The sequence below is a fragment of the Pseudomonas sp. S3(2024) genome (assembly GCF_036861315.1).
GTDB classification, from domain to species: Bacteria; Pseudomonadota; Gammaproteobacteria; order Pseudomonadales; family Pseudomonadaceae; genus Aquipseudomonas; species Aquipseudomonas putida_A.
In genome coordinates this window covers 204,028-229,477 of sequence record NZ_JAZAQQ010000003.1, presented here as the reverse complement: position 1 = coordinate 229,477, position 25,450 = coordinate 204,028, and the positions used below count along the sequence as shown (strand labels likewise).

The 25,450-nt window shown below is 57.9% G+C and carries 19 protein-coding genes; 2 read left to right on the top strand and 17 right to left on the bottom strand.

What is annotated here, in order from left to right:
- Positions 1-67: 67 nt before the first annotated feature.
- Complete coding sequence (locus VLA07_RS10195) at positions 68-1,468, top strand: aminoacyl-tRNA deacylase and HDOD domain-containing protein (RefSeq protein ID WP_095137709.1); 1,401 nt, start codon at positions 68-70, stop codon at positions 1,466-1,468.
- Between the two features lie 62 nt (positions 1,469-1,530).
- Here the strand turns inward: VLA07_RS10195 and VLA07_RS10190 are convergent, their stop codons facing one another.
- Together VLA07_RS10190 and VLA07_RS10185 are read right to left on the bottom strand one after the other, a co-directional pair.
- Entirely contained in the window at positions 1,531-2,895 is a 1,365-nt protein-coding gene (locus VLA07_RS10190) for a hypothetical protein (protein ID WP_333989186.1), read from the bottom strand.
- 277 nt (positions 2,896-3,172) lie between these two features.
- Entirely contained in the window at positions 3,173-3,556 is a 384-nt protein-coding gene (locus VLA07_RS10185) for a helicase (protein ID WP_333989185.1), read from the bottom strand.
- A gap of 518 nt (positions 3,557-4,074) precedes the next feature.
- Between VLA07_RS10185 and VLA07_RS10180 the strand changes: the two genes are divergently transcribed.
- Positions 4,075-4,446: a DUF6124 family protein gene (locus VLA07_RS10180; protein WP_027610398.1), complete on the top strand. Its 372-nt coding sequence runs from the start codon at positions 4,075-4,077 to the stop codon at positions 4,444-4,446.
- Positions 4,447-4,505: 59 nt separating this feature from the next.
- On the opposite strand, the gene VLA07_RS10175 is transcribed toward VLA07_RS10180, so the two are convergent.
- The 15 genes from VLA07_RS10175 to tssK all read right to left on the bottom strand — a co-directional run bounded on the left by VLA07_RS10175 (position 4,506) and on the right by tssK (position 25,448).
- Positions 4,506-5,264 (bottom strand): lysozyme inhibitor LprI family protein, encoded by a 759-nt coding sequence (locus tag VLA07_RS10175; protein ID WP_333989184.1) that lies wholly within the window; start codon positions 5,262-5,264, stop codon positions 4,506-4,508.
- 2 nt (positions 5,265-5,266) lie between these two features.
- Positions 5,267-6,130, bottom strand: coding sequence for a tetratricopeptide repeat protein (locus VLA07_RS10170; protein WP_333989183.1), 864 nt, complete (start codon positions 6,128-6,130; stop codon positions 5,267-5,269).
- 4 nt (positions 6,131-6,134) lie between these two features.
- Positions 6,135-6,590: a hypothetical protein gene (locus VLA07_RS10165; protein WP_409077733.1), complete on the bottom strand. Its 456-nt coding sequence runs from the start codon at positions 6,588-6,590 to the stop codon at positions 6,135-6,137.
- A 68-nt stretch (positions 6,591-6,658) separates the two neighbouring features.
- Positions 6,659-9,109 (bottom strand): alpha/beta hydrolase, encoded by a 2,451-nt coding sequence (locus tag VLA07_RS10160; RefSeq protein WP_333989182.1) that lies wholly within the window; start codon positions 9,107-9,109, stop codon positions 6,659-6,661.
- 9 nt (positions 9,110-9,118) lie between these two features.
- Complete coding sequence (locus tag VLA07_RS10155) at positions 9,119-10,513, bottom strand: TIGR01777 family oxidoreductase (RefSeq protein WP_333989181.1); 1,395 nt, start codon at positions 10,511-10,513, stop codon at positions 9,119-9,121.
- 319 nt (positions 10,514-10,832) lie between these two features.
- Positions 10,833-11,294, bottom strand: a complete 462-nt coding sequence (locus tag VLA07_RS10150) for an XAC2610-related protein (protein ID WP_150370224.1) — start codon at positions 11,292-11,294, stop codon at positions 10,833-10,835.
- A gap of 122 nt (positions 11,295-11,416) precedes the next feature.
- Positions 11,417-12,325 carry a tetratricopeptide repeat protein gene (locus tag VLA07_RS10145; RefSeq protein ID WP_333989180.1) on the bottom strand — a complete coding sequence of 303 codons (909 nt, stop codon included), beginning with the start codon at positions 12,323-12,325 and terminating at the stop codon, positions 11,417-11,419.
- Positions 12,326-12,613: 288 nt separating this feature from the next.
- Complete coding sequence (locus VLA07_RS10140) at positions 12,614-13,204, bottom strand: lysozyme inhibitor LprI family protein (protein WP_150370053.1); 591 nt, start codon at positions 13,202-13,204, stop codon at positions 12,614-12,616.
- A complete protein-coding gene (locus VLA07_RS10135; protein WP_095668003.1) occupies positions 13,186-15,834 on the bottom strand; it encodes a pesticin C-terminus-like muramidase in 2,649 nt (882 codons plus the stop codon). Before VLA07_RS10135 ends, VLA07_RS10140 begins: the two co-directional genes overlap by 19 nt.
- Positions 15,835-15,885: 51 nt before the next feature.
- Entirely contained in the window at positions 15,886-17,928 is a 2,043-nt protein-coding gene (locus tag VLA07_RS10130) for a type VI secretion system Vgr family protein (RefSeq protein WP_333989179.1), read from the bottom strand.
- A gap of 28 nt (positions 17,929-17,956) precedes the next feature.
- On the bottom strand, positions 17,957-18,958 hold the full coding sequence (locus VLA07_RS10125; RefSeq protein WP_333989177.1) for a serine/threonine-protein kinase: 1,002 nt from the start codon (positions 18,956-18,958) through the stop codon (positions 17,957-17,959).
- Positions 18,955-19,683, bottom strand: a complete 729-nt coding sequence (locus VLA07_RS10120) for a PP2C family protein-serine/threonine phosphatase (protein WP_108589160.1) — start codon at positions 19,681-19,683, stop codon at positions 18,955-18,957. Before VLA07_RS10120 ends, VLA07_RS10125 begins: the two co-directional genes overlap by 4 nt.
- The gene (tssM, locus tag VLA07_RS10115; RefSeq protein ID WP_027610388.1) at positions 19,683-23,222 is read right to left on the bottom strand and encodes a type VI secretion system membrane subunit TssM; all 3,540 of its coding nucleotides are present in this window, start codon (positions 23,220-23,222) and stop codon (positions 19,683-19,685) included. The genes VLA07_RS10120 and tssM overlap by 1 nt, the downstream gene beginning before the upstream one ends.
- Before the next feature lie 13 nt (positions 23,223-23,235).
- Entirely contained in the window at positions 23,236-24,111 is an 876-nt protein-coding gene (gene icmH / locus VLA07_RS10110) for a type IVB secretion system protein IcmH/DotU (RefSeq protein WP_003229559.1), read from the bottom strand.
- Between the two features lie 5 nt (positions 24,112-24,116).
- Complete coding sequence (gene tssK / locus VLA07_RS10105) at positions 24,117-25,448, bottom strand: type VI secretion system baseplate subunit TssK (protein WP_007962327.1); 1,332 nt, start codon at positions 25,446-25,448, stop codon at positions 24,117-24,119.
- Positions 25,449-25,450: the final 2 nt, after the last annotated feature.

The following is a 25,450-nucleotide window of genomic DNA, read 5'->3' as shown; positions in this document are numbered from 1 at the left end:
TTTGTGCAGGATCGTTCCTACAGAGCTGGTTATACTCCTGCCATTGTTTCAAAAACGGATACAGACCATGACTGACGCAGCTCTCGCCCCCGAACTCCCGCACGCGCCGTCTGTAATTCGGCTGCTGCTCGGCAAGCTGGGGATCGCCTACGAAGAAGTGCTCGACCACCACGGCCTCAACGCTTCGCGCAAGGTACAAGCCGTGTTGCTGGACGATGCCGTCGGCGCGCTGATGGTGCTGTTTCCGCAGAGCCAATTGCTCGACCTTAATCGCCTCGCCGAACTCACTGGCCGGCGCCTGACCGCCGTGTCCACCGAGCGCCTGGAAAAGATGCTCGGCAAACACAGCCTGAGCCTGCTGCCGGGCCTGCCAGCACTCACCAGCTCGCCATGCCTCTACGAAGAAAGCCTGCTGCGTGAGCCGAAACTGCTGATCAACTCCGGCGAGCCGGGCCTGCTGCTGGAAATCACCAGCGAAGCCTTCAAGAGCATGCTGACCAAGGCCAGCGCCGCCAACTTCGGTGAAGCCCTGAGCAGCATCCGTCCGAACCTCGACCGCCCGGACGATGACCGCGAGGAAATCACCCAGGCTGTGCAAGCGTTCACTGCACGCCGGATTCAGCAGCGTCTGGAAGCGACCATCGAAATTCCGCCGCTGGCCGAGACCGCGCAAAAAATCATCAAGCTGCGCGTCGACCCCAACGCCACCATCGACGACATCACCGGCGTGGTCGAAACCGACCCGGCACTGGCCGCGCAAGTGGTGAGCTGGGCGGCGTCGCCGTACTACGCCTCGCCGGGCAAGATCCGTTCGGTGGAAGACGCGATCGTTCGCGTGCTCGGTTTCGATCTGGTGATCAACCTGGCGCTGGGCCTGGCCCTCGGCAAGACCCTGAGCCTGCCGAAAGACCACCCGCAACACACCACACCGTACTGGCAGCAATCGATCTACACCGCCGCCGTCATCGAAGGCCTGACCCGCGCCATGCCGCGCGCCCAGCGCCCGGAAGCCGGCCTGACCTATCTGGCCGGTCTGCTGCACAACTTCGGCTACCTGCTGCTGGCTCACGTGTTCCCGCCGCACTTCTCGCTGATCTGCCGCCACCTGGAGGTCAACCCGCACCTGTGCCACAGCTACATCGAGCAGCACCTGTTGGGCATCAGCCGCGAACAGATCGGCTCGTGGCTGATGCGCTACTGGGACATGCCCGATGAACTGGCCACCGCCCTGCGCTTCCAGCACGACCCAAGCTACGACGGCGCCTACGCCGAATACCCGAACCTCGTCTGCCTGGCCGTACGCCTGCTACGCAGCCGCGGCATCGGCTCCGGCCCGGATGAAGACATTCCGGATGCGCTGCTGGAGCGTGTTGGCCTGACTCGCGACAAGGCCAATGATGTGGTCAGCAAAGTGCTTGAGGCTGAAGTGCTGCTGCGTGAGCTAGCTTCGCAATTCAGCCAGGCCTGAAACGCATCGCGGGCAAGTCTTGCTTCTGCAGAACAAGCCTGGCCCGCGACGCAAACTCACTATCAAGCCAGATAACGCAGCACATAACCCGGATAAGGCGGGGTGCCAAACGCTGTATAAGCGCAAACAACGATCCGGCGGTCGTCCGTTACTGTGCACCCTCTGAATATATCAACCCCGTTTTCATGGTTAAAGACTGCCCATCCTTTGCCCACGAATGCCGTATCAAGAGAGCCGTTCAGGTTATAGCGCGCAGTGACGACGGAACTCTTTTCATCAAGAAACGCCGCCCCTCCCTGTCCACTGACAACCAGCTTGCCATCGGTCTGCCAAACGCAGCGCTCCCAGGCAACTCCGTGCTCCGTGAAACGGGAAAACAGTGGTTTGCCGTTGTTGAAAACAAGATTGAAACTGCCGCTCGAGTTCAGCGCGACAATCAGCCCATCACGACGCGACTCACGACTTGCGGCTCCCGCCGCTAACAGGCCCCCGTCTGGTTTTAACACCATCGAAACAAGGTCAAGCCAATGGCTACTGTCGGTGATGGTTACGAGACCATTCTTGTTGTCGCCATAGCTCGCATCGACCTTGCCATGCTGGTCGTAGCGAATCACATAAGCGTCAGGCGACTCATCGGAAGTCGCTCTGCTGAAATCACCGCAGACCAGCACTTTTCCATCGGGCTGAACAGCCAAACCTGAAGCGTAATTCCAGCGATGAGTGACATCAGGAAGCTCCACCAGCACAAAGCCTTTCTCATTGAAAGTCTTGTCCAGCGAGCCATCCGCATCAAGTCTTAAAACAAGCCCTCTCAAATAGTCAAAAGCGAAAAAGACAGTACTGCTAAGAACAATCTTTCCATCGAGCAGCCCTACACCAAGCATTCCAAAGCCACCCGCCTCTGCGGATGACTTCTCAACGTTTTTGTCGTCATGGCGACGGGTGAGAAAATTTGCATCCGGATGGCTGCGTGATTCGATGAGGTCGTACACATTGACAGTGACCATGCCGTCCTTTTCAGGACCGAAGGACGTGTCCATCTGGCCATCAGCCAATTGACGCACGACCGCGAGATCAACGGAATCGTTCGAGTGTTCCACCGTCCCCGTGACCAGCCATCCACCGTTGTCGAGGAGGCGCAAATGACGCGCAGAAAAAACAGCGCCTGCCCGAGAAGGAATCTCGACAATCCCCTGTTTCCCAAAAGTTGAATCTAATGTGCCGTCCTCTAACAACCTTGCAACTTTGGGCAGGGATTTCTCCAAGGATGAAGCGCTGAATAGCAATAGCATTTTCTTGTCAGGTAACGAGGCAACCGATTCAGGGAACCTGCCCACAACGCCTTCAAAAGGCAGTTCAAGCTTGCCGCCTGACGCAAAAGCAGGATCGAGCCCTTCGCTTGCCGTTGTTTTTTCAATATCACTCATGATCGCACTCCTTGTGATTTGCCAATGCTGCCCACCAATCGACACCGCTGACAGTGGAGCACCAATCAGAAATGGGCACACCTGTCAGACCTGACAGGTGTGCAAAGGATTTAAGGAGTGCTATAGAGGACTTGCGAGCTAATCAGTAGAGCGCAAGCTTCGAGGGCGAGGCGTTGTTGCTACGGGATTTTGTGCTGGACCAGGATCGGGTTATCGGCGTTGGAATCTCTGCGGGCGAGTTCGATTGCGATGAGTCCGACTCGCTCACTGGCCCCAATCAGGCCTTGGGCTTGGCCTTCCTCGGCTTCAAATACTTCATCAACCCCTGAAACCACATCACCAGCGCCGGGTTGCCTTTGAGCTGAATCGACTTGTCCTGAATCCCCTGCATAAACGCCAACTGCTTGTTCTTCGCCTGCATCGTGGCAAAGGCATAACCCGCATCCTTGAACGCAATCGCAAACGCCGGCTCCGCCACCACCCCAGACTTGCTGGTGATGCGCTGATTCTTCACCACGAAATGCCGCGCCACCTTCCCATCCAGCGTCTGCAGCTGAAACATCAGATCCTTGTCACCCAACTGCTGCTGGAACGCAGGATTTGTCCGGCTGGCCTTACCCATCAACAAACCCATCATCCACAGAAGAAAACGAAATTTCATGCGCACAGCCTCAAAAGGAAAATGAACGGCCGGGGCAGTGTAAGGGATTCAGACGATAACGCCACTATCCGCCGCTATTGGAAGATGATGCAGCCCATTTCCCGCACGATGACCGCCAAGTCACAACTCGGCACCCACTGTCCTACACCTGTTGAAACAAATCCCTGTAGGAGCTGCCGAAGGCTGCGATCTTTTGATCTTCCAGCCTGCAAACCTATGGGAAATTTCCTTCAAAGCGTGGTGTTGTGCGTGAACTAGGCAGAATGAGGGTTCATCGATAGCCTCAATAGGTCACCACGAATTGGTGATACGGACGTGCAAGTCCGGCGGGAGTCCACATTGGTTATGGCAATTCGCCGAGCGTTTTCCTATGCTCGCGGATCGTTATGGCTGCTGTGTATGGGAGGCCTTAGGGTCTGCCGGGTGACTCCACCGGTCTTGCACACCTATGCACAGCTGCCACCACTTTCGAAGTGCGAGCGAAACGGTGTCGGCTCCTGAAACTGGAGTAAGACCGAATGATCAAACCAACACCCAATCCCCCCGAAACCCCAGACATATCGCCCTACGAATCACTGGAGTCCAAGAAATTCCACGAAGCCGCCGAACGCGCCCTCGACCACCACTTCAAACCGCGCACCGAATCCCAACCCAAACGCGAAACCGGCCTCTTCAGCCTCACCCCCGGCACCGACGCCGAAGCCCTCATGGCCAACGCCTCCGAAGACCTCCTGTCCATCAGCGCCATCGCCTGCGACCTCGCCGACGACCTCCACGGCTCCCGTCGCTCGGTCGCGCTGGCCCTGAGCAGAATGGCGGATGGGGTGCGATTGATGGTGGAAGGGACGCTTGATCATATTGAAGTGCGGAACCTGGCAGCCAAGTCGTAGCGGGATTTGCGGATGAAAAAAGGGGACTTTAAGTCCCCTTTCTGAATATTTCGGGCCTGCTATGCACCAGGCTCAGCCCCGTCACACTTCAGTTCTTTGATTTGCTCGCTCTGAATCGGAATCAAACAAACGAGACGCTTCTCTCCGAGCCCACGAAGCTCCGTCAAACTGAGCGTCACGTGCAACCCATCCTCGGCAAACACATGATCCTCAAACCCGGCATCGGCATATTCCGTCCAAAATGCCTTACCTTCGAGACTGCAGAACCGCTTGGAGGACAGCACTCTCCAACCGCCATTGGGCGCCAATATCTGGACTGTCAGGCATGGGCTGCCAAAGGTGCTGACATAGCGCGCGACGACATCCCCAAATCGATGGGCGTCGGTTCTGGACACTTTGTTGAGATCGACCACATTACCCGGCTCATCAGCGACGATCGTGTCCAGATAAGCCGCACGCTCCAGACTCATTCTGGCCACGCAGTTGTTGATAGTCGTGACATGCGCTGCCATCCCAGGCTCGATTTCCGTGGCTTCTAGCGGGCATGTGGTGTCGCGTAGCTTGATCCAGGCGCGCTGGGATTCTCTGGCCATGGCGACCAGCGCCTTACCCTGCTCAGGGTCACGCCGTTGTTGAGACTCAAACCGTCCCAGCAGTTTCTTGTAGCTGGCATTGAGTTGCGTGTCGGCTTCCTTGCGGGCTGCCTCCACACACCGATCGACCTGGGCGCTAACGGTGATTTCTTTGCAGTCGTCCTCGGCCATCGCAAAAGAGGCAAACAGGCATCCAAAGGACAACGCGATAAAACGCACAAACATGTTCAATTTTTCATTCCCTGAATTGCGGATCGCTCAACTACGCGTCGAGGTATTTTCTGCGTTTTGCCGTCGGCGCTCATCGCGTCGCGGTACTGGCTGTAATAGCGCTGCGCTTCGTCTTTGCGATCAAGGCGCCAGAGCGAGTCGGCTATGTTCAACATCAGTACCGTGCGTTTACCAACTGCCTCAACGCCGCGATAAAACTTCAGCGCCAGCTTATCGTTACCGCCCTCGGCCAAGTAGAAAGCCAAGTCGTTAAAAGCTTGAACATTGCGCGCCGGTGGGTGACAAGCCATATAGGACTCTGGACTTATAGTGCGAAGATTGAATGCGAGTTCTTCCACGCGAGATTGCGGCATCTCAATATTTGAGACCTGCTTCAATAAGTCCTTTGGAGACGGCGTCTGCATGACGAGGTCAGGCGCATCCTCTTCCCCAGAAATCCACCGATTGCCCTCCCACTTGCCGTCGCAAAACCTGGCTACGTGCTGACTGAGCACGCAACCGGTCTCCATTGAAATGACCTCGCAACCAGTTTCCTCTGTGGAGATTTCTTCACCCTCTTGGCCAATGACAACGCCATACAGAGTCTGAAGGAGGAGCAATGTTTTCTTGTCAGGGCTTAGCCAGACCTGATGCGTTTCAGTGCCCACCTCGGGTACGTAGAGGGGAAACGTTTTTCCATTGGCGGTAAACGAGGCGACCGCCGACTCTGGAGCAGGCCTGCCCCATGTCTTGTCCTTCAGCGTCACTAAATGCTCGCCAACCCCCACGATCTGAATATTTTCAGACAAGGCATTGGCTGAAGCTGACAGGCTCATGACAATCATCAACCACTTAAGGCTGCCCGCGAGAGGACGGTTCATCCACTCACTCCTCATCCATCGGCGACGATTCCACGTCGGTCATGCTCAGCAGCCGAAATTCATTGTTCACAAATTCGTAGTAACGGTCCCGGTTACCACTTTCCAACGCATTTCCCTGCGCATCTTCTTCGCCGTCGAGCGTGATGCCGGAGACGATGATCAAGCGGCTGTCGGGCTGGTAAACCATGCCGAACGTGCCGCCGTCGTAAGCATTCGGCAGACCGCCAACCACCTCACCGGTCTGGGCGTCCAGCACCTCACCGCAAATGGCACTTCCGCCACAACCGAGTCTGTGCAGGATGTAATGGCCGGCGAAGTTGACCTTGCCTTGCAGGGCTTGTGCCCGCGCTTGGTCCATCATTGGGCTGCTGTTTTCTTGCGGCACCAGCTTATGGTTGGGGCCGGTGAAAACTGGCGTGACGGTGTAATCCTTGAAAGTTGGGTCGGCAGCGAATGCCATGGCGGTTGAAATTACCAAGAGACTGCCCGCTACCAGTGACAGCCAGTTCATACGCAACAATAGTGTTTTCACTTCCTATCCTTCGAATTGATCAATTGCAACTCACCATCTCGATACAACACCTCACACCCCACCCACGCAGGGTCCACCTGCGGCATTACCGCCGACGGCTTGCGCAATTCCCGCAACAACGTCGAGCCATGGGACAACCGCCCGCCCATACGCGCAATCACCGCTCGTGCTGCTTGATAGTGCGCATGACGGCCAGGGTCTAGGGTGTCTTCGAGCAAGATGTCCTCGCCGAGAATGCCTTGCACTTGTCCCGGATAAATCATGAACCCGGTGGCCTGCTCCGCACCTTCGCGACCGTCCTGCCAAAAGCTGCCATCGCGGGTGCGCACATTGGGGTGCGGTGCAAACCAATGTTCGCGGTCCGCCAGTGGCATGGCGTGATGAAGCCGGAAGAAGATGCGCATCAGGTTGTCGCGATACCACTCGCGCACTTGCAGGTAGTAGCCACGCAAGCCCGGCAGGCCGCTCAAATGGGCGAGACGGATCAGACCTGGCCATTGCGGGAATGGCTGTAGCGGCAGATCGCTCGACGCAGGTCGAGGGGTGGCCGGATCGGTTTCCCATGGCAGTCGATGAGGACTGTTTTCCAGATTGTCGTACGCGGTCGGCGGGCGGCCCAGCCAATCGCCGCCGCTGCTGGCCAGTGCCGTGGCGATGCACAGATTGCCTTGCACCACGAACACGTAGAACCGGGAGAACCAGTCTGCTAATTGCTGGCCATCGGCAGCTTGGGCGACCAGTTCGGCAAGCTCCCGATCGAAGCGCTGCAAGCCGTTTTCAAGGTTCAGCAAATGGCCGCGAGCCTTGCGTTGCATACGCAAAAACAGCGGCAACGAACGCAGCATCTTCAGCGGTTGCCACGGCAGATGCGGCGTCGCACCACCAACTTCACCGGCGTAGTTATCGGCGCTGATGCCCCAGTCGGCCAACCGGGCAAGAAACAGGTCATTGTTGATGTAGGACGCGCCGCCGAACACAGCAGTGAACGGCTCGTTGTCCTGCAGCACCCGCGCATCCCAACGCGCCATGATCGCCGGAATACTCGTTGCCGCGCGGCGCTGGGCGTACTCCACCAGCACGCTCGGTTGCGGCGGCAGGATCTCGGCGATGTTGGCGGCGGTCAGGTGCCGGCGCCAGCCGTAGTCGCTGATCGGCCGGTATTGCAGCAGCCAGAGTTGCGAGCCGTCCCAGGCCCATTCGACGTCGCCGGGCACGTAGTGGAACACGCGCAACACGTCTTGCAGAAAGCGCCAGAGCCGGTCTTCGGTCAAGCCGTGGGACGGCATGAACGTGCCGCTGCGCCACGCATCGCCGAGTCGCGAAAGCGTTGCTCGTGAGGGGCTGACGTGTCCATCGGCCAGCGATTCGAGATGACCTTCAACCCATTCCAGTTCTACCGAGAGATGGCGCACGAACGAGATCCCGGAAACTACGGGGGTGATGAAGCGCTGCACCACTACTTCCTCGACGCCTTCGGCCGTCAGTTCGGCGATGCGTTTCGACACATTGGCGGTCGGCTCGCGCAGATAGGTTGTGCTCAAACCGGCATTTGCCGAATCGGCCTGATCCTCGCCATAACTGGAGGAGCGCACCGCCCAGGTCACGTCGGGTTGGGCAGCGAGAAATGCTGGCAGACGCGGATCATTGCAATCGTTGAGGGTCAGCGCCGCCGGCACCGCTTGCCGGGCCAGTTCAGCCAAGCGCAAACGCCCGCCCTTGGTGTGCGCGACAAACCCGCGCTCGCCCGACTCCAGCCACTGCGCGAACTGCGCAGGCGAGTCGATCCACGGGTAATGGCCCCAACCGGGTTTGAGGCTGATAGTCAGATCAGCGCGAGCGAGAATCGCCGACCACGCCGCCGCTTGCTCGATGCCGAGCACAGCGTCCTGATCGCCCCAGACCAGCTCGACCGGATCGGTGATCCACTCCAGCAATGGCAGCGCGGTGTCGGCACGGATCAGATCCCAGTGCGGCACAAACGCACGGCAGCGCGCATAACCGGCGCCCATGCGCTGGTACTGCGCGGGCGTCCAGGTCTGGTTGGAGAACTTGCGGGCGAACAGCGTGGGTTTGTTCGAGAGCAACCAGTGAATGGTCTTGCGAATCAGCAGCGGCGACATCAGTGCAGGCAACCGCCGCTGCCACAGAAACGCACCGACCGGCGCCAACAAAACGCTGCGGGAAAAGTGCCCCGGCCGACGTTGCAACGCATGCAACACCAGCAACGCATTGACCCCGACCGCCATGATCGCGCTGCCCTGCTGTGTCATCGCCAGCAAGGTCTGCGCGTAGTCCGCCAGATCCTCGCAGGGCGGCTGCGGGTTGGCGCCGAAGCCCGGCAGCTCCAGCGGCACCACCTCGTAACGCTGAAAATGCGGCAGCGCGTCATCCCACCAATCGGCGGCGCTGCCGTTGCCGGCCAACAGGTACATCAGGGGCTTGCTCATGGGCGATCCTCAGGCCAGATCGCGCAGCGCGGCGTCAAGAGTCGGATAGCGGAACGTGTAGCCCGCCTCGCTCAAACGCTGCGGCACCACACGCTGACCGTCGAAGAACAATTGCGCCATCTCCCCCGCCAGCGCACGAACTGGCGCGGCGGGAATGTGGAACCACACCGGACGCTTGAGGACCTTGCCGGCCTGCTCGGCGAACGCTGCCTGACTGACCGTTTCCGGCGCCACCATGTTGTAGGTGCCGCGCAGACTGTCGTCATTGAAAGCCCTTGCGATCACCTGAAGCACATCGTCGCGGTGCACCCAGCTCATGATCTGCCGACCATCGCCCATGCGCCCGCCGAAGCCCAGGCGGAACGGCATTAGCAACGGTGTCAGCGCACCACCCGGGCCGAACACCACGCCGAGACGCAGCACCACCTGACGCACTCCAAACTCGGTGGCCGGTTGCGCGGCGGCTTCCCAACGCGCACAGAGTTCGGCCATGAAACCGTCGCCCTTGCTGGCGTGTTCGTCGAGGTTTTCACTGGCGTCGCGCACGCCGTAGAAGCCGATGGCCGAGGCTTGAATCCACAGCGTTGGTTTTTGCTTGGTGTTCTTCAGCCAGGTCATCAACGCTTCGGTGGTGCCGACTCGGCTGGCGAGCAGTTGCGCCTGACGTTTGGGAGTCCAGCGTGGGCCGGCGACAGGGGCGCCAGCGAGATTGATCACTACGTCGAAGGTTTCGTCGTGACTGAGTTCGCCGAGCGAATGCATACAGCGGACGCGGCCGTTGAACAAGGTGGCGGCGCTCAACGGATCACGCGTTAGAACGCTAATTGAATGACCGGCGTCGAGTAACTGGTGGACTAAAGCTTCACCTATAAACCCTGTGCCGCCGGTGATCAGTACGCGTTTGAAAGCGCTGCCAACAAACGGGTTGGATGTGCTCGGAGTCTTTACTGAAGGGGATTTTCGGCGGTCATGGCGATACAGCCAAACCAGCGGTGGCAACAACACCAGCAACGCAAAACCGTCGAGCCACAGGTGCGACCAGACCTGCCGTTGCGCTGAAAGCCACATGTCCTGCGGTGCCCATAGCAGGATGCCCGCGATCAACCAGCCCCAAACTGCCGGGGCTTTCAAGCGATTGCCCAAGTGCACCAGCGCGAGCATGTACAGCGAATAACTTTGCAGCGTCGCGCCAAACAGCGCGAGCCACCAGACCTGTTGTTCGTGGCCGGCGGCAGGTACCGCATCGGCGCCCCAGAATGCGAGTTCCAGGGTGTGCAGATAGCCGTCAAGTAATCCGGAATGCCCGGCCCAGGTCAGGGTGAGGCCGGCGAGTATGTGCGCGATTGCGGCGGCGTATAGCCAGAGTACTAACGCTGGGCGAAGGGAGATCGAGGGGGCTGGCATTCCGTGTCCTGAGCGCATTCCTTGGGGGTGGGGAGTTTAAAGGAAAATCGCAGTCGTCAGATGCTCAAGCATTAAACGTTTTAGCGTGAGGGATTCAGGCTCAGCGCGTGCGAAAGCGCATCAAACATGCCCCAAAATTCAAATGCAGTGGCAAGCCTCAATCGGCGCGGCGCCTGACGATCCCAATCGCCCCACGATGAAGAGGCCCAACTGATTACCTTTGTCAGCCGCCATTTGATAACAGGCTAACGCCCGAGACATATCCTTCGTTCTAAGCTCGCCACAACAAACCGTTTCACTGTGTTCTTCCTTGAGTCATTCAGGCTTTGCGTTTGGAGAACCGGGTGACGCATTGCTTGGGTATGTTCATTTCCCAGTAGGTGCTGAGCAACACTTTACGCTTTTTGTCGACGCGCAAATTAACGAATCCATCGCCGCAATCCGGCTGCAATTCTTCGAAGGTGCCGGTTCTGGCTTGGTAAATGAACACCCGGTAGTAGTCGTAAGTACCCATGCCGTCATCAAGCTGCCAGATCGCGAAATCCTGGGCGCCGTCATAATTGAAATCGTCGAACTGCATGTGGAGTTCGTTTACGGCTTCAAAATCGACCGTCCGCGACTCGTTATGCGTTTCGCCTTTAACCGCGACGTTCAGCGTGGAGCCTTTGAGAACCAGCGTTGTTTCAACGCCTTGGGTTGGGCTGAACGTAGCGGTTTCGGCTAGCGACGGGATCGTCCACAGCAGGCCCAGCAGTGATAACGCTAAAGTTTTGAAATGCATGTACTCGCAGAACAGATCCATTAAAGCTCCGTAGTAAATGTCCCATCAAACAATAACTTTTCTAAGGCCTAGTCATGACCCGTGAGCCTTAACAGAAGAAGAGAAGTCTGCAACTTCTTCTATTACTGCGTTGTAGCACGCTGCCTAACCCGATCAGGAACCTTGGCTTGCTTGCCATTCTCGCTCATGAGATCGGTGTATACCTTATAGTTCTTTCCTGCGAATGCTTTATCACCCGCCTCCCAATAAGCATCTGCGAGATTAAGATAGGCAACTGTCCGCTTCGGATTTTCTGAAATAACTTTTTTCAAGAGCCAAATTGCGTCGGTATTGAAGCCTGCTTGCTGCCAAAAAAATGCTACGTCATTGAAAACTTGTTGGCTGGCAGAAGAGTAACCATACTCACCAATGTAGCGTTCAATAAAATCACGTTTCGGAAAGCTAGAAAATCTTGCTTTATCCTTATAAAGGCGCGACGTGGCGTTTTTGAACTCGACCAAAAGTTCTTCTTTTATATTTTTCTCAACACCAGAGACCATTTCTATCTTACTCAGACATTCAGCGCTTTCACATTTCTGCGCTTCATCATGTTCAAACACTGAATAGCAATATGGTTGTGGTTGCCCCGCAGAGCCAGGACCTTTCTGTAGATACACCAGACTTTCACCACTTGCATTAATTGGTTGGCAATAAGGAACCACACCGAAAGCGTCAGGTACTCCGGATTTATTCTTGATAATATCCACGCCACTTACGATCTTGCTCGCATCAAGTGTTTGCACTTTTCCGTCAGCACTCAAAATCCAGAAGGTGTTTTCCTGAGAGCTACAGTCACATTCACAGCTCAATATATAACTCTGGCTCCTGATATCAGACTTCGCCTTTGGAACGCCATCAGAACCACAGAAGTTCTCAGAAATAACCACTGAGCAAATATTGGTATCAGGATCGCATGCCAGCTTTTTCCCTTCGCTCCACGCTGGAGACGAAAACAAAATCAAAATAATAAACCAGCGGAAATTAAAGCTCACAGATGTCACCCTCTACGATTATTCCGTAATTTCCTTTTTCTCGCGTGGCGGTATTGCCATTTATTGTAGCGGTATATTTTGTCCCTGAATGATTCCCATCCAGCGACTGAAGGCATCGGCCCTATACGCTTCCGAGGCTTTTTCCGCTCGTTTTTACAGACAACAATCAGTAGCTCTTTTTGAGAAAATTGGGAAAATTGGGAAAATTGGGGACAGACCACGTTTTTCGGATTCTACTAAAAGGTGGTCTGGCCCTATTTCACTACTCTGAACCACCAAGTTCAGCAATCAAAAAATCGGAATCTGAAAACGCATCCTTCCCATGCACCGATCTTTAGCTTCGCCGAATAACCGGGATGTTATCGCGCAGTTTTCTTCTGCATATCCTTTCCAAGCCGGTCCAAAATCCTCGTTACCACCGACAAATTTCAAAGCTTCCGAATAATTCATAGCGGTGGCTTTTTCATTAACTAACGATACGGCTTTATAAAAACCATCTCCTATGACCCCGGTGCGAAGATAAACAAGTTCGGCAACACGAAAACTCGTCAACTGTTTCTTACACGACAATTGCTCAATCGGAGACTCTCCGCCTTCTTCATCATCGTTTTTGCAGTATTCATCCCTAAGGGTTATCCATTTTTTTTGCGTAGAAAGCAGCGCCGCTTTATTTGATGAATCGAGCTCGGCAGACAAAGCTTTGTATTGCTCATTCAGAACTTTATCAATTTTTTCAAACGATTTCTGGGAACAGTTTACAATATCAGGATTTGTTGAATTGACGGTATTACAATCAATATCGGCCGACGCAACGCCGGCATAAAGAAATACCGTCGATAAAACAGAAAATATTTTCTTCGTCACTTCCAGCAATTGCATTTCAACGCCTCCTCAAAAAAAACCGCTTCTTTTTCACGTCTCGTGGCTACGCCGGCGGTATTAGGATCATTCTCCCAAAGCCGCTTCATGCTACGTAGCCGGGATGGAATCAGTTCGGGTTTATCGTTATCGAAATCTTCTTTTATCTGTTTCATCTCTAGTCGCTTCAATGCCTTAGCGGGCGTATTCCCTGATAACGAATTGCCCCGATTGACTACAAGAGAAAGTAATACACCCTGACAATCCGGATGCAAATTTATAGCTTTAGGGTATACGTCAACAACTTGTTGCGCATACCGTTTCTTCATAATTACAGCTAACTTTAAAGCGTTATCTTTACTAATGGATATCGAGCTGACGTTGTGCACATAGTCGCGCGCATCCTGTCCTTTCTTGCCAAGAGCCCCTTTTAATCTTTCTATTTCTTCAGGGGTATACAGATCTTTAAGCTCTGCATCAACTCTCGCCGCTGTTTGCTGCCCCAGATCGTAACCATAACCTATCGTTATTCCACTGCTGGCATCGGACAAAGCATATGGATGTTCCCGATAAGCTTCGATTGCTAACAGAAATTCAAATAGCTTCTTGGACACCACATATGGCCCGACCGTTGTATCGAGGGTATAGACTTCGGCCTTGCACTTCTCAGGACAGCCGGACAAGAAACCGCCCAACAAACCAAGCAAATGAATATGCTGAACGTTATTATCACTGGTTATGCCATGTTTCCCAACCAGCTTATCCCACCAACTCAAGCGTTCAATTCTAAGTTTTTCTTCCACCCACTGCTGATGAGGATCCGAGACACTATGCCCCATCAGTTCGTCCAGCGAATCCCACTTTTCTCTTTTGAACTGCCACTCGCTTTCGTAACGCGTAACCATTTGAGATATCGGCTGAGAAAACCAAGGTTTGCTTAACACTTCCTTGATTTCTGCGGGTGTAAGTTTGTTGTCGCTGTTTTTATCGAGCATCTTGTACAGACGCTGCTTAGCGGGACCGTCATTGGCGTTTCCAATGTTTGGCAAATATGTCGCTCGCTCTTCCTCGGTCAAATTTTCCTGAGCATGGAGAGATGCCGCGAGGTGGTCCGCATTACTGACAGTTTCTTCGATGAAACTGAAACCTTCCCACTCAAAGGGTGAATGCCGCGATAACTTGGTATCTGGCTCTGCAAACCATCCATTGAGCTCATTCCCGTCGGCATCACCCAATAACCCGTCCAGGCGCCACCACAACGTATAGGTAGTGTTTCCTCCCATGACAACAGGAACCTTTATTTTTTTCTCGGCGGGTAGAGCCTCCAGCATTCCGACGGGAATCAGAAAATCATAGCCAACCGTTTTGTGTGGATCAGTCACTTTAGGTGGATTGGAAGGACCCATTCCTTCCATATGAGTAACCACCACGCTGCCTTTCGGAATTTTCACTAACGTTTTTTCAGCTGCTGGCAGTCCCGCAGCTTTCTCTTTGCTCTGCGCGGTAAAGGCTTTCACGTCTTCACAGCTGAACATCTCTACGTGCAGTAGATTTTTGGGGGCTGAATCGGAGTGATTCTGATACTTCCCTACATGTCCAATCAGACTGCCCGCGGTAATCGGGAATGGAGTCGCCAAGACATGCACGGCGTCCTTTTCGGCTGGCTCACTCTTGGCCTCAAGTAGCCCTTCCCAGACATATCCAAGCACCTCCCCTGCTGCCAGCGGCGGAACAGCGTTCCCACTGACGATCTCCAGCAGTTTCTGGTACTTACCACGCGTCCCGTCGTTTCCGATTTTAACTTGCGTACCGTGCGGCAAAATTGCTTTCACAGCGCCTGACTGGCTAGCAGAGGCGCGTACGACAAGACCTTTCTGTGGTGGAGTCATTGGGTCTTTGGCAGCGGCTCCAATGACATAAGTATTGGGCGTTGAACCTGCGGTCATCTCTCTTTTGAACACCCAGCCTGTACCTGGCGGCAGGGCGCCACTGGCTGGCGTGACGCTGACAACCTTGAGCCAACCATTGTGCTCTTCGCCTGTCTCGACAACCGTGCCGCGATTCAAAACTGTCAAGACCGTTGCATACCCGGGCTTTCCTCGTGGTTCCTGGCGGACACGCAAGCCCAGAAGTTCATCGTTGGCAGTCGCCTTGACCTGCAACGTACCGCCGCTCCAAAAGACCGGCCGCGGCAGTGCCGGGGTTTCTTCGTAGCTTTTCCATTGCAACAAATGCATATACAGGCTGAAAAAGGTAAGACTCGGGCCGGGAACGGGTGCTGCAGGAGGAGATCCCGCAGGTACCGCCGGCGCTGGCGGCATCGGCACTTCCAATCGGTGTTTGACCAATACAAAGCCAGTGGAAAAGTCGGACTGGCTTGTACCGAAATTCGACTTGGGATAGATGCTATCGATTCGATAGGCAACCACTTCACCGTCCGCTATGCATCGGACTTCTGTCGAGTCCTGCACCAGACCCGAATCTTCATCGAAATGCACGCCGCCATGCCAAAGCCCATTGGCCCCCAGCGGATAGTAACCATCCTTTGCTTTGGCTAACGCCTTGTAGAACTGCTGCGGATCGGTCGCTTCGGCCGTCCCTACTTTCAAGGGATAAGACCATTTTTCTACTTTCTTGGTTGTCTCTGTCATTACCAATTACCTGAATTCTGATCCCTGGTGGCTTGGATTGCCGTCGATGTCTTAACCAGAAAAATTAAGCATCCGCTTCGGTTTGCGTTTGATCTTCTCTTCAGACGCATTCAACAGCGCCTGATCCATCAAACTCCCCGCCTTATCCTTATCTGCCGCCCCCGGCAGCACCGGCGGCTTAATCCCGATGCCAGTCCCACTCCCCGGCGACCCACCCGCATTAATCTTCACCACCGGCCCAACCACCGTCACCCCACCACCATCCAGCTTGATAAAGCTCCCACCCCCAAGAATGGTCAGCTCCGTCCCCGCCTCAATAACAATCTTGTCCCCAGCCTTAAGGTGAATCTCTTTCCCCACACTGGTGAGCTGCGCAGTCCCCAGCTTCACATGCTGGTTCTGCCCAACCGTCAGGTGATCATCCAGCTTCGCTTCAATCTTGCGATCGCTGATGGTGGTGCGGTGTTCTTCGGCCTTCAGCTCGGTGTAGGCGTTCTTCACCACGGTGTCGTGACGTTCGTTACCGACCCGAATCTTCTGGTCGTGCTCGATGTTCTCGTCCCAGTCGCGCTGGGCATGGATGTAGATCTGCTCCGCGCCTTTTTTGTCTTCGATGCGCAGTTCGTTATAACCGCCGCCGCCCGGGGAGCTGAGGGTTTTGAAGACGCTGCGGGTTTTGTTGGCCGGCAGAGCGTATGGCACCGGGTTTTCCTTGTGGTACAGGCAGCCGGTGACGAGGGGTTGGTCGGGGTCGCCTTCGAGGAAGGTGACGAGGACTTCCATGCCGACGCGCGGAATGCTGATGGCGCCGTAGCGGTCGCCGGCCCAGGAGCTGGAGACGCGCAGCCAGCAGCTGGTCTTGTCGTCGGCCAGGCCTTCGCGGTCCCAGTGGAACTGGACTTTGATGCGGCCGTATTGGTCGCAGTGGATTTCTTCGCCTTTGGGGCCGGTGACCATGGCGGTCTGGCTGCCGAGCACGCGCGGTTTCGGGTGTTCGAGGGCCGGGCGGTAGAACACGTCCCACGGGGTGGCGAGGAAGGTGTTGCGGTAGCCCTGGTGGAAGTCGTCCTTGTTGTCGGTGGTGTCGCTGGTCACGCCTTCTTCGAGGACTTGCGGCTGTTTGCCTTCGTGGAAGATTTCGGTGAGCAGCCACAGGTCGTTCCACTCGCTGCGCGGGTGGTCGGACATGGCCATGAAGTGACCGCTGACCAGTTTGGTCTGGTCGCCGCGACCTTCGGCCTGGCGGTAGTCGGCGCGATGGCGTTCGAGGGCGCGCTGGCTGAGGAACTTGCCGCGCGCGCGGTCGATGAAGCGGCCCGGGTAGTCGTAGTCTTCGAGATCCGGTTCAGTGCTCTCGCCATCCGGTTTGTAAGCCGCTTCCATCTGCAGGCGCGGTTTTTCGAAGTCGTAGTCGCGGCGCGTGGTGCGGCTGGTGCGGGTTTCCAGGCGCAGTTTGAAGCCTTTGATCACCGGCTCTTCAGCGACCATGCCGCTGCCCTGTATGTAGGCGGTCGGCTGGCCGAGGTCGGGGAACACGGTCTGGTCGTCGCCGAACACCAGCAGGTGGCCCTTGTCGCTGTGCTGGAAGTGGTAGTGAATACCCTCCTCCTCGCACAGGCGCTGGACGAAGTGCAGATCGGTTTCGTCGTACTGCACGCAGTAGTCGCGATCCGGGCACGGCTGGCTCAGCTGGAAGCTGTAGGCGTTGCCCTTGATCCCGTGTTCGTCGAGGATCAGCGCGATGATTTTCGGCGCCGACATCTGCTGGTAAATGCGCTGATTGGTGCGGTGATGCAGGTATTGCAGTTGCGGCACCAGCGAGACCTTGTAGCGGGTCAGGCGCTTGCCGGCATCGCCCTGGGCGACGCGGTAAATCTGGCCGTGAATGCCCGAGCCCTGCGGATCGAATGCGAGGAACGCCTGCTTGTGCAGGAGTTTTTCCAGATCCAGATCGGGGTTTTCGCTGACCAGTTCGAGGTCGAAGCGAAACGGCTGGCTGATGCCTTCGGTGCCGGTGAACGACAGCACTTGCAGGTCGCCCACGTAGTCTTCGACCTTGAGGCTGAAGTGGGTTTCGTTAGCTGGGTTGAACATAAAGCGCTCCCTGTTCGAATGTCGTCCGTTACGCCCGAAGTCGCAACCGTTGCAGCCAGGACGAAGTGGCGCCCAAGGCGTCACGCAATTGATCGGCAGTGATGGTGCGTTCTGCCGCATTGAAGCTCAGCGCGGTTCGCAGCGCTGGCCAGCCGTGTTTCGGTAAGTTCGCCGGGGCTTGCAGCTCGAGCTCCAGGTGCTCGTCGCGGGCCTGGGTCGAGGGCAAGCGGCGGAACGGGTGTTTGCCGCTCGCCAGTTCATAGATCACGCAAGCCACGCCGTACACGTCCGCGCTGGCCGACAACGGTTGGCCCTCAAGCAGTTCGGGGGCGGCGTAGCCCGGGGTCCAGGCGTTGAAACGCTCGCGGCTCAGGTGCGGCAGGCCGGGCAACACGCCCTCGTCTGCCTGACCGAGACCGAAGTCGAACAGGCGCAGGCCGTCTTCGCTGAGCATGACATTGCTCGGTTTCATGTCACCGTGCAGCACGCCGCGACGGTGGGCATAAGCCAGCGTATCGAGCAGCGGCAGCGCGATGTCGCGCGTTTCTTTCCACGGCAGGCCCAGAGGCCGCTCGCAGAGCAATTTGTCCAGGGTCAGGCCACGCATGTATTCCATGGTAATGAAGGCCCGCTGGCAGTCGGTGTCGACTTCAAAAGTGTGCGCACGCACGACGTTGTCGTGGCGCAGGCGTCGGGTCAGGGCGAACTCGCTGTAGAGCAAGGCACTGGCGTCCGGCGATTCGGCAAATTCTTCGCTGAGGATTTTCAGCGCAATGTAAGGGTCGGGATCGCCGAACTGCTCGTGCAGCAGATCCCTTGCCCGATAGACCGCACCCATGCCGCCCGCCCCGAGCAGACGCTCGAGGTGGTAGCGGCCGGCGAGTACGTCCGGCAGTGCACCGATGCTGGCCTTGGTAGGCGCCAGCAACGGCTCGGCGTTGTTTGCCTTGGCGAAGGCGAAGTAGGTCAGGTTGCTGGCCTGCTCTTCGCTCATCAGCAAGTCATCGACTGAGGATTCGATTTCAGTCATTGGCGGATCACCACGGCAGTCAGGTTGTCCCGGGCGGCGCCACGCAGGGCGCCGTCGAACAGACGTTCCAGCGCCACATGCGGCGCGCTGAGGCTGAGGGCGTTGCCCAGGACATCGCTGCTCAGGCCCTGATACAAACCATCGCTGCACAGCAAAAACGCATCGCCCGGATAGACCTCGAGTTCGAGGACATCCAGGGTCAGTTGTTCGGCCGCACCGACGGCTCGGGTCAACGCCTGAGCCGCCGGGTGCGCTGCCGCTTGTTCGACGCTCATCTGTTGCTCGTCGATCAGTTGCTGTTGCAGCGAATGGTCTTTGGACAGCTGATACAGCCGCTGCCCGCGCCACATGTAACAACGGCTGTCGCCGGCCCAGATGCAGGCCGCGCGGTTGCCTTCCACCAGCAGCGCCACAACGGTGCTGCCCATGATGCTGTCGTGGCGCCCGGCGGTGACCGTCAACTCCTGCCCCAAACGCCGGTTCAGCCAGTGCAGGCACTGGCGGATGGCTTTGAGGCGCTCGTCGAAGTCCTCGTGCTGCGGCAGTTCAGCCAGGCTGGCGACGATCAACTGGCTGGCGATGTCGCCACCCTGATGACCGCCCATGCCGTCCGCGACCACCCACAGCCCCTGCTGTGGCGAGTCGAGGAAGGCATCTTCGTTGCGCGCCCGCACCTTGCCCGGGTCGGTACGCGCCGCGCTGCGCCAGGGACTGGCCACCAGCATCAGAGCTGCACCGGCATACGGAAGGTACGCAGCACGCCCATGTCGAACGGGTTCGGCGTGCGCTGGCTGGTCAGCAGGTAGTTGGCACGCAGGCCACCCACGTCGGCTTTCAGCACCAGCACGTCGCGGCCGGTCAGGTACTCGGTCTGCATCAGGTCGAACAGACGGAACAGCGACCATGGGCCGGAGTTCTTCTCGATACCGATCGGACGCCCGGCCATCTTGTCCATCACCAGGCTGGTGCGACCGTCTTCAGCGTCGGTCGGCCACTTGAACGTCATTGGCAGGATCGGACCGTGGCGGTACTCCATGGTCTTGTCGCCGAACTTGAACTCGGAACGGCTCACCGCCGGATCGAGGGTGTATGGCTCCAGTTTGAACTGCACGGTCGGCTCGGCCGGGTTGATCGAGAAGAAGCTCTGGCGAATGGTCAGGGCTGCTGCCATCTGGTCGAGGTACATCTTCGACACCGGCAGGCTGTGACCGTCGACGCTGCGCATCCGGTAGTTGCCCGGATCACCGCTGACGAACGGACGCATGTAGCTGTCGAAGAAGCGATCGACGGTGCCTTGAGCGCGGAAGAACTCGCGGAAGTCGCTGATCGCCACGTCGCTGGTGCTGCTGGCGCTGAACGGATAACGCTTGCTGATGGTTTTGCCATACACGCTGTACAGCTCGTTCTGATAACGGCCGTTCAGGTATTGGTAAGCATCGTTGAGCACCAAGCGCCACGAGTCTTCGGCCAGCACGTTGAACCACACGCTCAGCGGACGCGGCAGGCGACCCGAGGCCGCACGCAGGTTGGTCAGCGCATCACGCTGGCCGCTCATGCGGGTTTTCGCCATTTCGAACGCGGCTTGTTCCGGCGTGCTGGAACGGGCCAGACCGGACAGTTGCAGTTGCAGGTCGTTGAGCGCGCTGATGGCCGGGGTCAGGTCAGCAGCCGGGCCGTTGTTGTCATCGAGCAAACGGTGCAGCGGCTCGAAGCGGCGTTGCAGCGACTTCTTCGCGGTGTCCGGCAGGCTTTTCGCCACGGCCATCGCCGAAGCCTTGTCGGCGACCGCCGAGGCCAGTTTGCCGACCTTGCCCAGTTTGCCCTTCTGCCCTGCCAGTGCATCGGCGGCATCACCGGCTTCGTCCACCGGATCGGCAGCAGCCGGGAAACGCGTGTTTTCGCGCACTTCCGTGAGCAATGCCAGCACCGGCGAGTTGGCCGAAGTCAGGCCCGCCAGTTGCTCGGCGCCTTCACCGGCGTCGCTGATCGGCGGCAAGGCCACCTGGCCAACGGCCTCGCTCCAGTAGTTGGCGTAGTCGCGGAAGTACAGTTGCTCCAGCTCGACCATCAGGCGACGCAAGTCCATGTCGCTGATGCCCGCGCCTTCGCCCAGCACCCAGTTGTCACGCAGGATGTCGGTGACCAGCGCCGAACCCTGCACCGAGAAGTACTGCTGATAACCCTGCTGGGTGTAGAAGCCCGGGATCACGTATTCGGTGCCGATAAACAGCGAGCCCTGCGGACCGAGGTGTTGGCTGAAACGGTATTCCGGCAGGTTGCGCGCCTGCTCGCGGAGCATGCGGTAGACCACGGTGGCCAGCGATTCGGCGCGCAGCACCTGACGAGCCTGAGTCACCAGTTGATCGTTCAGCGGGTAGATGAACGGCTGCTTCAGCAGGCGCTCAAGGTGGGTGTTCAGACCATTCTGCACCGCGGTGTTGCCGGTGTAGCGCTGCGACCAGTCAGTGGCGACCCAGTCCTTGAGCCACACGGCGTCACGACGGTCTTTCATGTTTAGCATCAGGTACGCACGCAGGCTGTTGAGCAGCTTGTCGCGGTCCTTCATGTTGGCGCGGATCTGCCCTTCGAGCATCGTCGCGACCCGTGGCAGCAATTGCGCTTCGAGCTCATGTTCGTAGGCTTGCTTGACCACCGGATTGACGTCTTCGCCCTGATACAGACCGCCACGCTCGTGGTACGAGACGTCGCCCTTCTTCGGGAACACCTGAGTTGCGGCATAGCTGGTGTCGAGGGTTTTCAGCACGCCCATCGCGTCATCACGCGGGGTCAGCGCCGAACGCTGCTGAGTCCAGTTCTGCGCCAGCGTGCGCAGGTTTTCCAGACGCTCATAGTTGGCCGAGAAACCACCGGCCCAGAGCATGCCGAACAGCGCCAATGCCGCCAGTGCGCCAACGTACAACGCACGCTGACCCCAATGGATGCGGCTGCGCTCACGCTTGTCGAGGCCGGCCAGATCCGACTCGGGGAAAATCACCCGACTGAACAGATGATGGATGAAGCGCGAACGGCCACTGCGCAGGGTCGGCAGCACACCGGCATTCATGCCGAGGTTGGCGCCGATGCCGGCGGTGGTCGCGTCCATTTCCTGCGTCAGGTGCGGAGCACTGGTCAGGTAGAAACCCCGCAGCAGCGACGCACGCTGATACCGGTTGCCGGTGAACGCCATGTCGACGAACAGGCACAGACGCTCGCCGATCTGCCCCAGTTGATGCGGGAAGTCGAGGATGCGGCCACGGCGCTGGGTATCGCGCTCGGAGTGCATGCGCATGATCACCTGATTGTTCAGGCGCCGCAGCAGCTCTTCGAATTCGCCGCGCAGTACCGCGACGTCGGTACCAACCTGATCCTTGCGGAAACTGGTACCCAGCACCTGATCACTTTCTTCGCGGGTCAGTTGATCGAAGAACTCGTCAAAACCGAGCAGCTTGTCCGCCTTGCTCAGTACCAGATACACCGGCACGTCGACGTGCAGTTTCTGATAGACGTCTTGCAGACGACCGCGCACCTGGCGCGCCAGGGTGTCGATGTCCTGCTCGCTGCCACCGATCAGCGATTCCACCGGAATGGTTACCAGCACACCGTTCAACGGACGCCCGCGACGACGCTTGCGCAGCAGTTCGAGCAAGGTGGTCCAGGCATTGCCGTCGACTTCCGCGTCCGGCTGGGTGGTGTAGCGCCCGGCGGTGTCGATCAGCACACCGTGATCGGCGAAGTACCAGTCGCAATGCCGGGTGCCGAGGGTGTCACGGGTCAGCTTGCGGTCGATCTTGTTGATCGGGAATTCCAGCCCGGAGAAGTCCAGCAGGCTGGTCTTGCCGGAGGCCTGCGGACCGATCAGCAGGTACCACGGCAAGTCGTTGCGCCAGCGTTCGCTGCGGCCGCGATACAGGCTCGAAGTCTTCAGGGTTTTCAGCGCGTCCTTGAAGCGCGCCTTCAACTCTTTCTGCTCTTCTTCGATCAGCTCGTCACGACGGATGCGATCCTGGCCATCTTCGGTTTCTTCGACGGCTTTCTTGCGGATGCCCGCGCGCCAGCTGACGAAGACCATAGTCAGGCCCCAGATCAGGAACAACACGGCGATGGTCAGCAGACGCGAGGTCGCGCTTTCCCAGAACTTGTAGTCATCCACCGCCAACAATGGGCCGACGAACCACACCAGCAGCGCCACGAACAGCACCAGCAGCAGAGTCCAGACCCAGGTCTGGCGCAGGAAGGCGCCGACTTTCTTGAAAAACTTTTTCATCACACGTCCCTGTTTACGGCTGCGACTGCGGTTGCACCGCGGCCGGATCAAGCGGCTGATAAGGTTGCAGAACGGTGTCGCGCTGCTCGCCCAGGACCCAGGCGAAGCCCGAATACATCACCACCAGGCAGACCAGCGTGAACAGCACCACCATCCACGCCGGCACGATGCGCACCAGGTTGCGGCGCTGGTCGTTGAGGCCTTCCCAGTGCGGCGACAATTCACGCGGCACGTCGCCACGCAACTGACGGATCTGCCGGTACAGGGCGTCGCGGATGCCTTCGAGTTCGAGCATGCCACGGGCCTGCACGCGGTACTTGCCCTCGAAACCGAGGGACAGGCACAGGTACATCAGCTCAAGCATCGGCAGGTGCTTGACCGGGTTCTTCGACAGCCGATCAAGCAGCTGAAAGAACTTCTCGCCACCGAACGTCTCGTTATGGAAGCTGCTGAGCAGGCTCATCTGCGACCACTCGCTTTCGTTGCCCCACGGCGTGGTCACCACAGCTTCGTCGACCACGGTGCAGAGCACGTAACGCGCGGCCATCACCTGGCTGCTTTCGGCGCCGTTGTGCAGGGCGCGCACTTCGAACAGTTTGAGCCCGGCGGTCAAGCGCTCGTTGAGCGCGTAGAGGTCTTCGCGGGTTTCGCTGTGCTTGAGGCGCACCACTTCCGAGAGCAGTTCGGAGGACGCCGCCACCAGCGAATTGAGGCTGATGTTGAACGCCTCCGCCGGGCGCAGGCGCGCGGCGTAGATCATCCGTTCTTCCAGTTGCTCGAAGCGCGGCGGCGCGGCGAAGTCGGTCAGCGGACTGGCTGCCGGTCCGTGGCCCTGACGATCGAGCAGGACGGTTTTGTCGTCCTGGTTGTAATCCGTTTCCTTGATCATGGCGGTCAGTTCCTGATGGCCCAGAATTTCAGTTCAAGCTCGGCGAATTCGCCGGACACGTGGAACGCGAAGCCGCCGGAGCGCTCGAGTTGCGCCAGGTCTTCGGAACTGAGTTCGAGGATGAAGTAGGTTTTGTTCGAGTGGAACGCGATCTGCCGCGGGGCCACCGGCAACGGTTTGACCTTGATCCCCGGCAGGTGCAGGTTGACCAGTTGGCGGATACGCTCCACCGGGCCGACCTTGAGGTGCGCCGGCAAGCGGTGGCGCAGTTCTTCGGAGTCGCAGTTGGCACTTGCCGCCAGCACGAACGATGCCGAGCCGAGCAGTTTGTGGTCGTGCAACGGCGACACGATGATGCCGTACTGACGCGCTTGCAGGATCAGTTCGATGGCGTGCTGTTCCAGCACCATCGACAGCACCTGACGAATCGCTTCCATCAGTTTGCGGAAGCTCGCGCCCTGATCGGCGTGGGAATAGCGGCTGTCCAGACGCGGGCGCTTGCTGTCGCTGGAGAAGGTCGCCAGATCGCCGAGCATGGTCAGCAGCGTGCGGTACAACTCTTCCGGATGCACCTGCTCCAGACCGAGGTAGTGGCGCAGCAGCAGTTCGGTACGGTTGATCAGTTGCAGCATCATGAAGTCGCCGACTTCCGCACCGCCGACCTTGCCGTTGGACCGAATCCGCTCGGCGATCGTGTCGCCACGGTGGTTGAGCATGCTGATGACTTCTTTGAGGCACGACAGCAGATAGCTGGACGCGTGGGCCTGGATGTAGGTCGGCACGAAATCCGGGTCGAGGCTGATCACGCCGTCCGGCGTGGTGTCGAGCACGTCGCAGATCTTCAACTTCACGTAGGCCTGATCGCTCTGCTGCTCGCCGAGCAACAGTTTGAAATCCGGGCGACCACAGCTGACCTGACTGGCGGAATCGTCGCCGGCGTTGGAGTCGGCCACTTCGGCGTCGTACGCGGTGTAACGCGCGAGCACGTCGGACTGCTCCGGACGGCGCGCCTCGATGTGGTTACCGGTGACCAACGGCAGCGCCAGGTAAATCGGCGTGTTGCCGGTGTTCGGCGGTACGTCCAGCGCCAGCGGCTCGGTGTTGCCGCCGAGTTCGAAGAGGCTGCCGTCCGGCAGGATCCCCGACGCGGCACTGATCACCAGTTTGCCCATGTTGAGGAACTGCAGGTCGATCTCCAGATTGAGGAAACCCCAGGTGTAGCCACCCAGCAACTGGGTGCGGGTTTTCATCTGGTGATCGTAGTAGCGATCGTTGTGCTGGAAGTGCTGCGGCCGCAGCAACATGCCTTCCTGCCAAATGACTTTATGGGTATTCATGT

What these genes read in the sequence shown, in the direction of transcription:
- VLA07_RS10195 (WP_095137709.1), top strand. Translation starts at nt 68, where the DNA reads ATGACTGACGCAGCTCTCGCCCCCGAACTCCCGCACGCGCCGTCTGTA.
- VLA07_RS10190 (WP_333989186.1), bottom strand. Translation starts at nt 2,895, where the DNA reads ATGAGTGATATTGAAAAAACAACGGCAAGCGAAGGGCTCGATCCTGCT.
- VLA07_RS10185 (WP_333989185.1), bottom strand. Translation starts at nt 3,556, where the DNA reads ATGAAATTTCGTTTTCTTCTGTGGATGATGGGTTTGTTGATGGGTAAG.
- VLA07_RS10180 (WP_027610398.1), top strand. Translation starts at nt 4,075, where the DNA reads ATGATCAAACCAACACCCAATCCCCCCGAAACCCCAGACATATCGCCC.
- VLA07_RS10175 (WP_333989184.1), bottom strand. Translation starts at nt 5,264, where the DNA reads ATGTTTGTGCGTTTTATCGCGTTGTCCTTTGGATGCCTGTTTGCCTCT.
- VLA07_RS10170 (WP_333989183.1), bottom strand. Translation starts at nt 6,130, where the DNA reads ATGAACCGTCCTCTCGCGGGCAGCCTTAAGTGGTTGATGATTGTCATG.
- VLA07_RS10165 (WP_409077733.1), bottom strand. Translation starts at nt 6,590, where the DNA reads ATGGCATTCGCTGCCGACCCAACTTTCAAGGATTACACCGTCACGCCA.
- VLA07_RS10160 (WP_333989182.1), bottom strand. Translation starts at nt 9,109, where the DNA reads ATGAGCAAGCCCCTGATGTACCTGTTGGCCGGCAACGGCAGCGCCGCC.
- VLA07_RS10155 (WP_333989181.1), bottom strand. Translation starts at nt 10,513, where the DNA reads ATGCCAGCCCCCTCGATCTCCCTTCGCCCAGCGTTAGTACTCTGGCTA.
- VLA07_RS10150 (WP_150370224.1), bottom strand. Translation starts at nt 11,294, where the DNA reads ATGCATTTCAAAACTTTAGCGTTATCACTGCTGGGCCTGCTGTGGACG.
- VLA07_RS10140 (WP_150370053.1), bottom strand. Translation starts at nt 13,204, where the DNA reads ATGCAATTGCTGGAAGTGACGAAGAAAATATTTTCTGTTTTATCGACG.
- VLA07_RS10135 (WP_095668003.1), bottom strand. Translation starts at nt 15,834, where the DNA reads ATGACAGAGACAACCAAGAAAGTAGAAAAATGGTCTTATCCCTTGAAA.
- VLA07_RS10130 (WP_333989179.1), bottom strand. Translation starts at nt 17,928, where the DNA reads ATGTTCAACCCAGCTAACGAAACCCACTTCAGCCTCAAGGTCGAAGAC.
- VLA07_RS10125 (WP_333989177.1), bottom strand. Translation starts at nt 18,958, where the DNA reads ATGACTGAAATCGAATCCTCAGTCGATGACTTGCTGATGAGCGAAGAG.
- VLA07_RS10120 (WP_108589160.1), bottom strand. Translation starts at nt 19,683, where the DNA reads ATGCTGGTGGCCAGTCCCTGGCGCAGCGCGGCGCGTACCGACCCGGGC.
- tssM (WP_027610388.1), bottom strand. Translation starts at nt 23,222, where the DNA reads ATGAAAAAGTTTTTCAAGAAAGTCGGCGCCTTCCTGCGCCAGACCTGG.
- icmH (WP_003229559.1), bottom strand. Translation starts at nt 24,111, where the DNA reads ATGATCAAGGAAACGGATTACAACCAGGACGACAAAACCGTCCTGCTC.
- tssK (WP_007962327.1), bottom strand. Translation starts at nt 25,448, where the DNA reads ATGAATACCCATAAAGTCATTTGGCAGGAAGGCATGTTGCTGCGGCCG.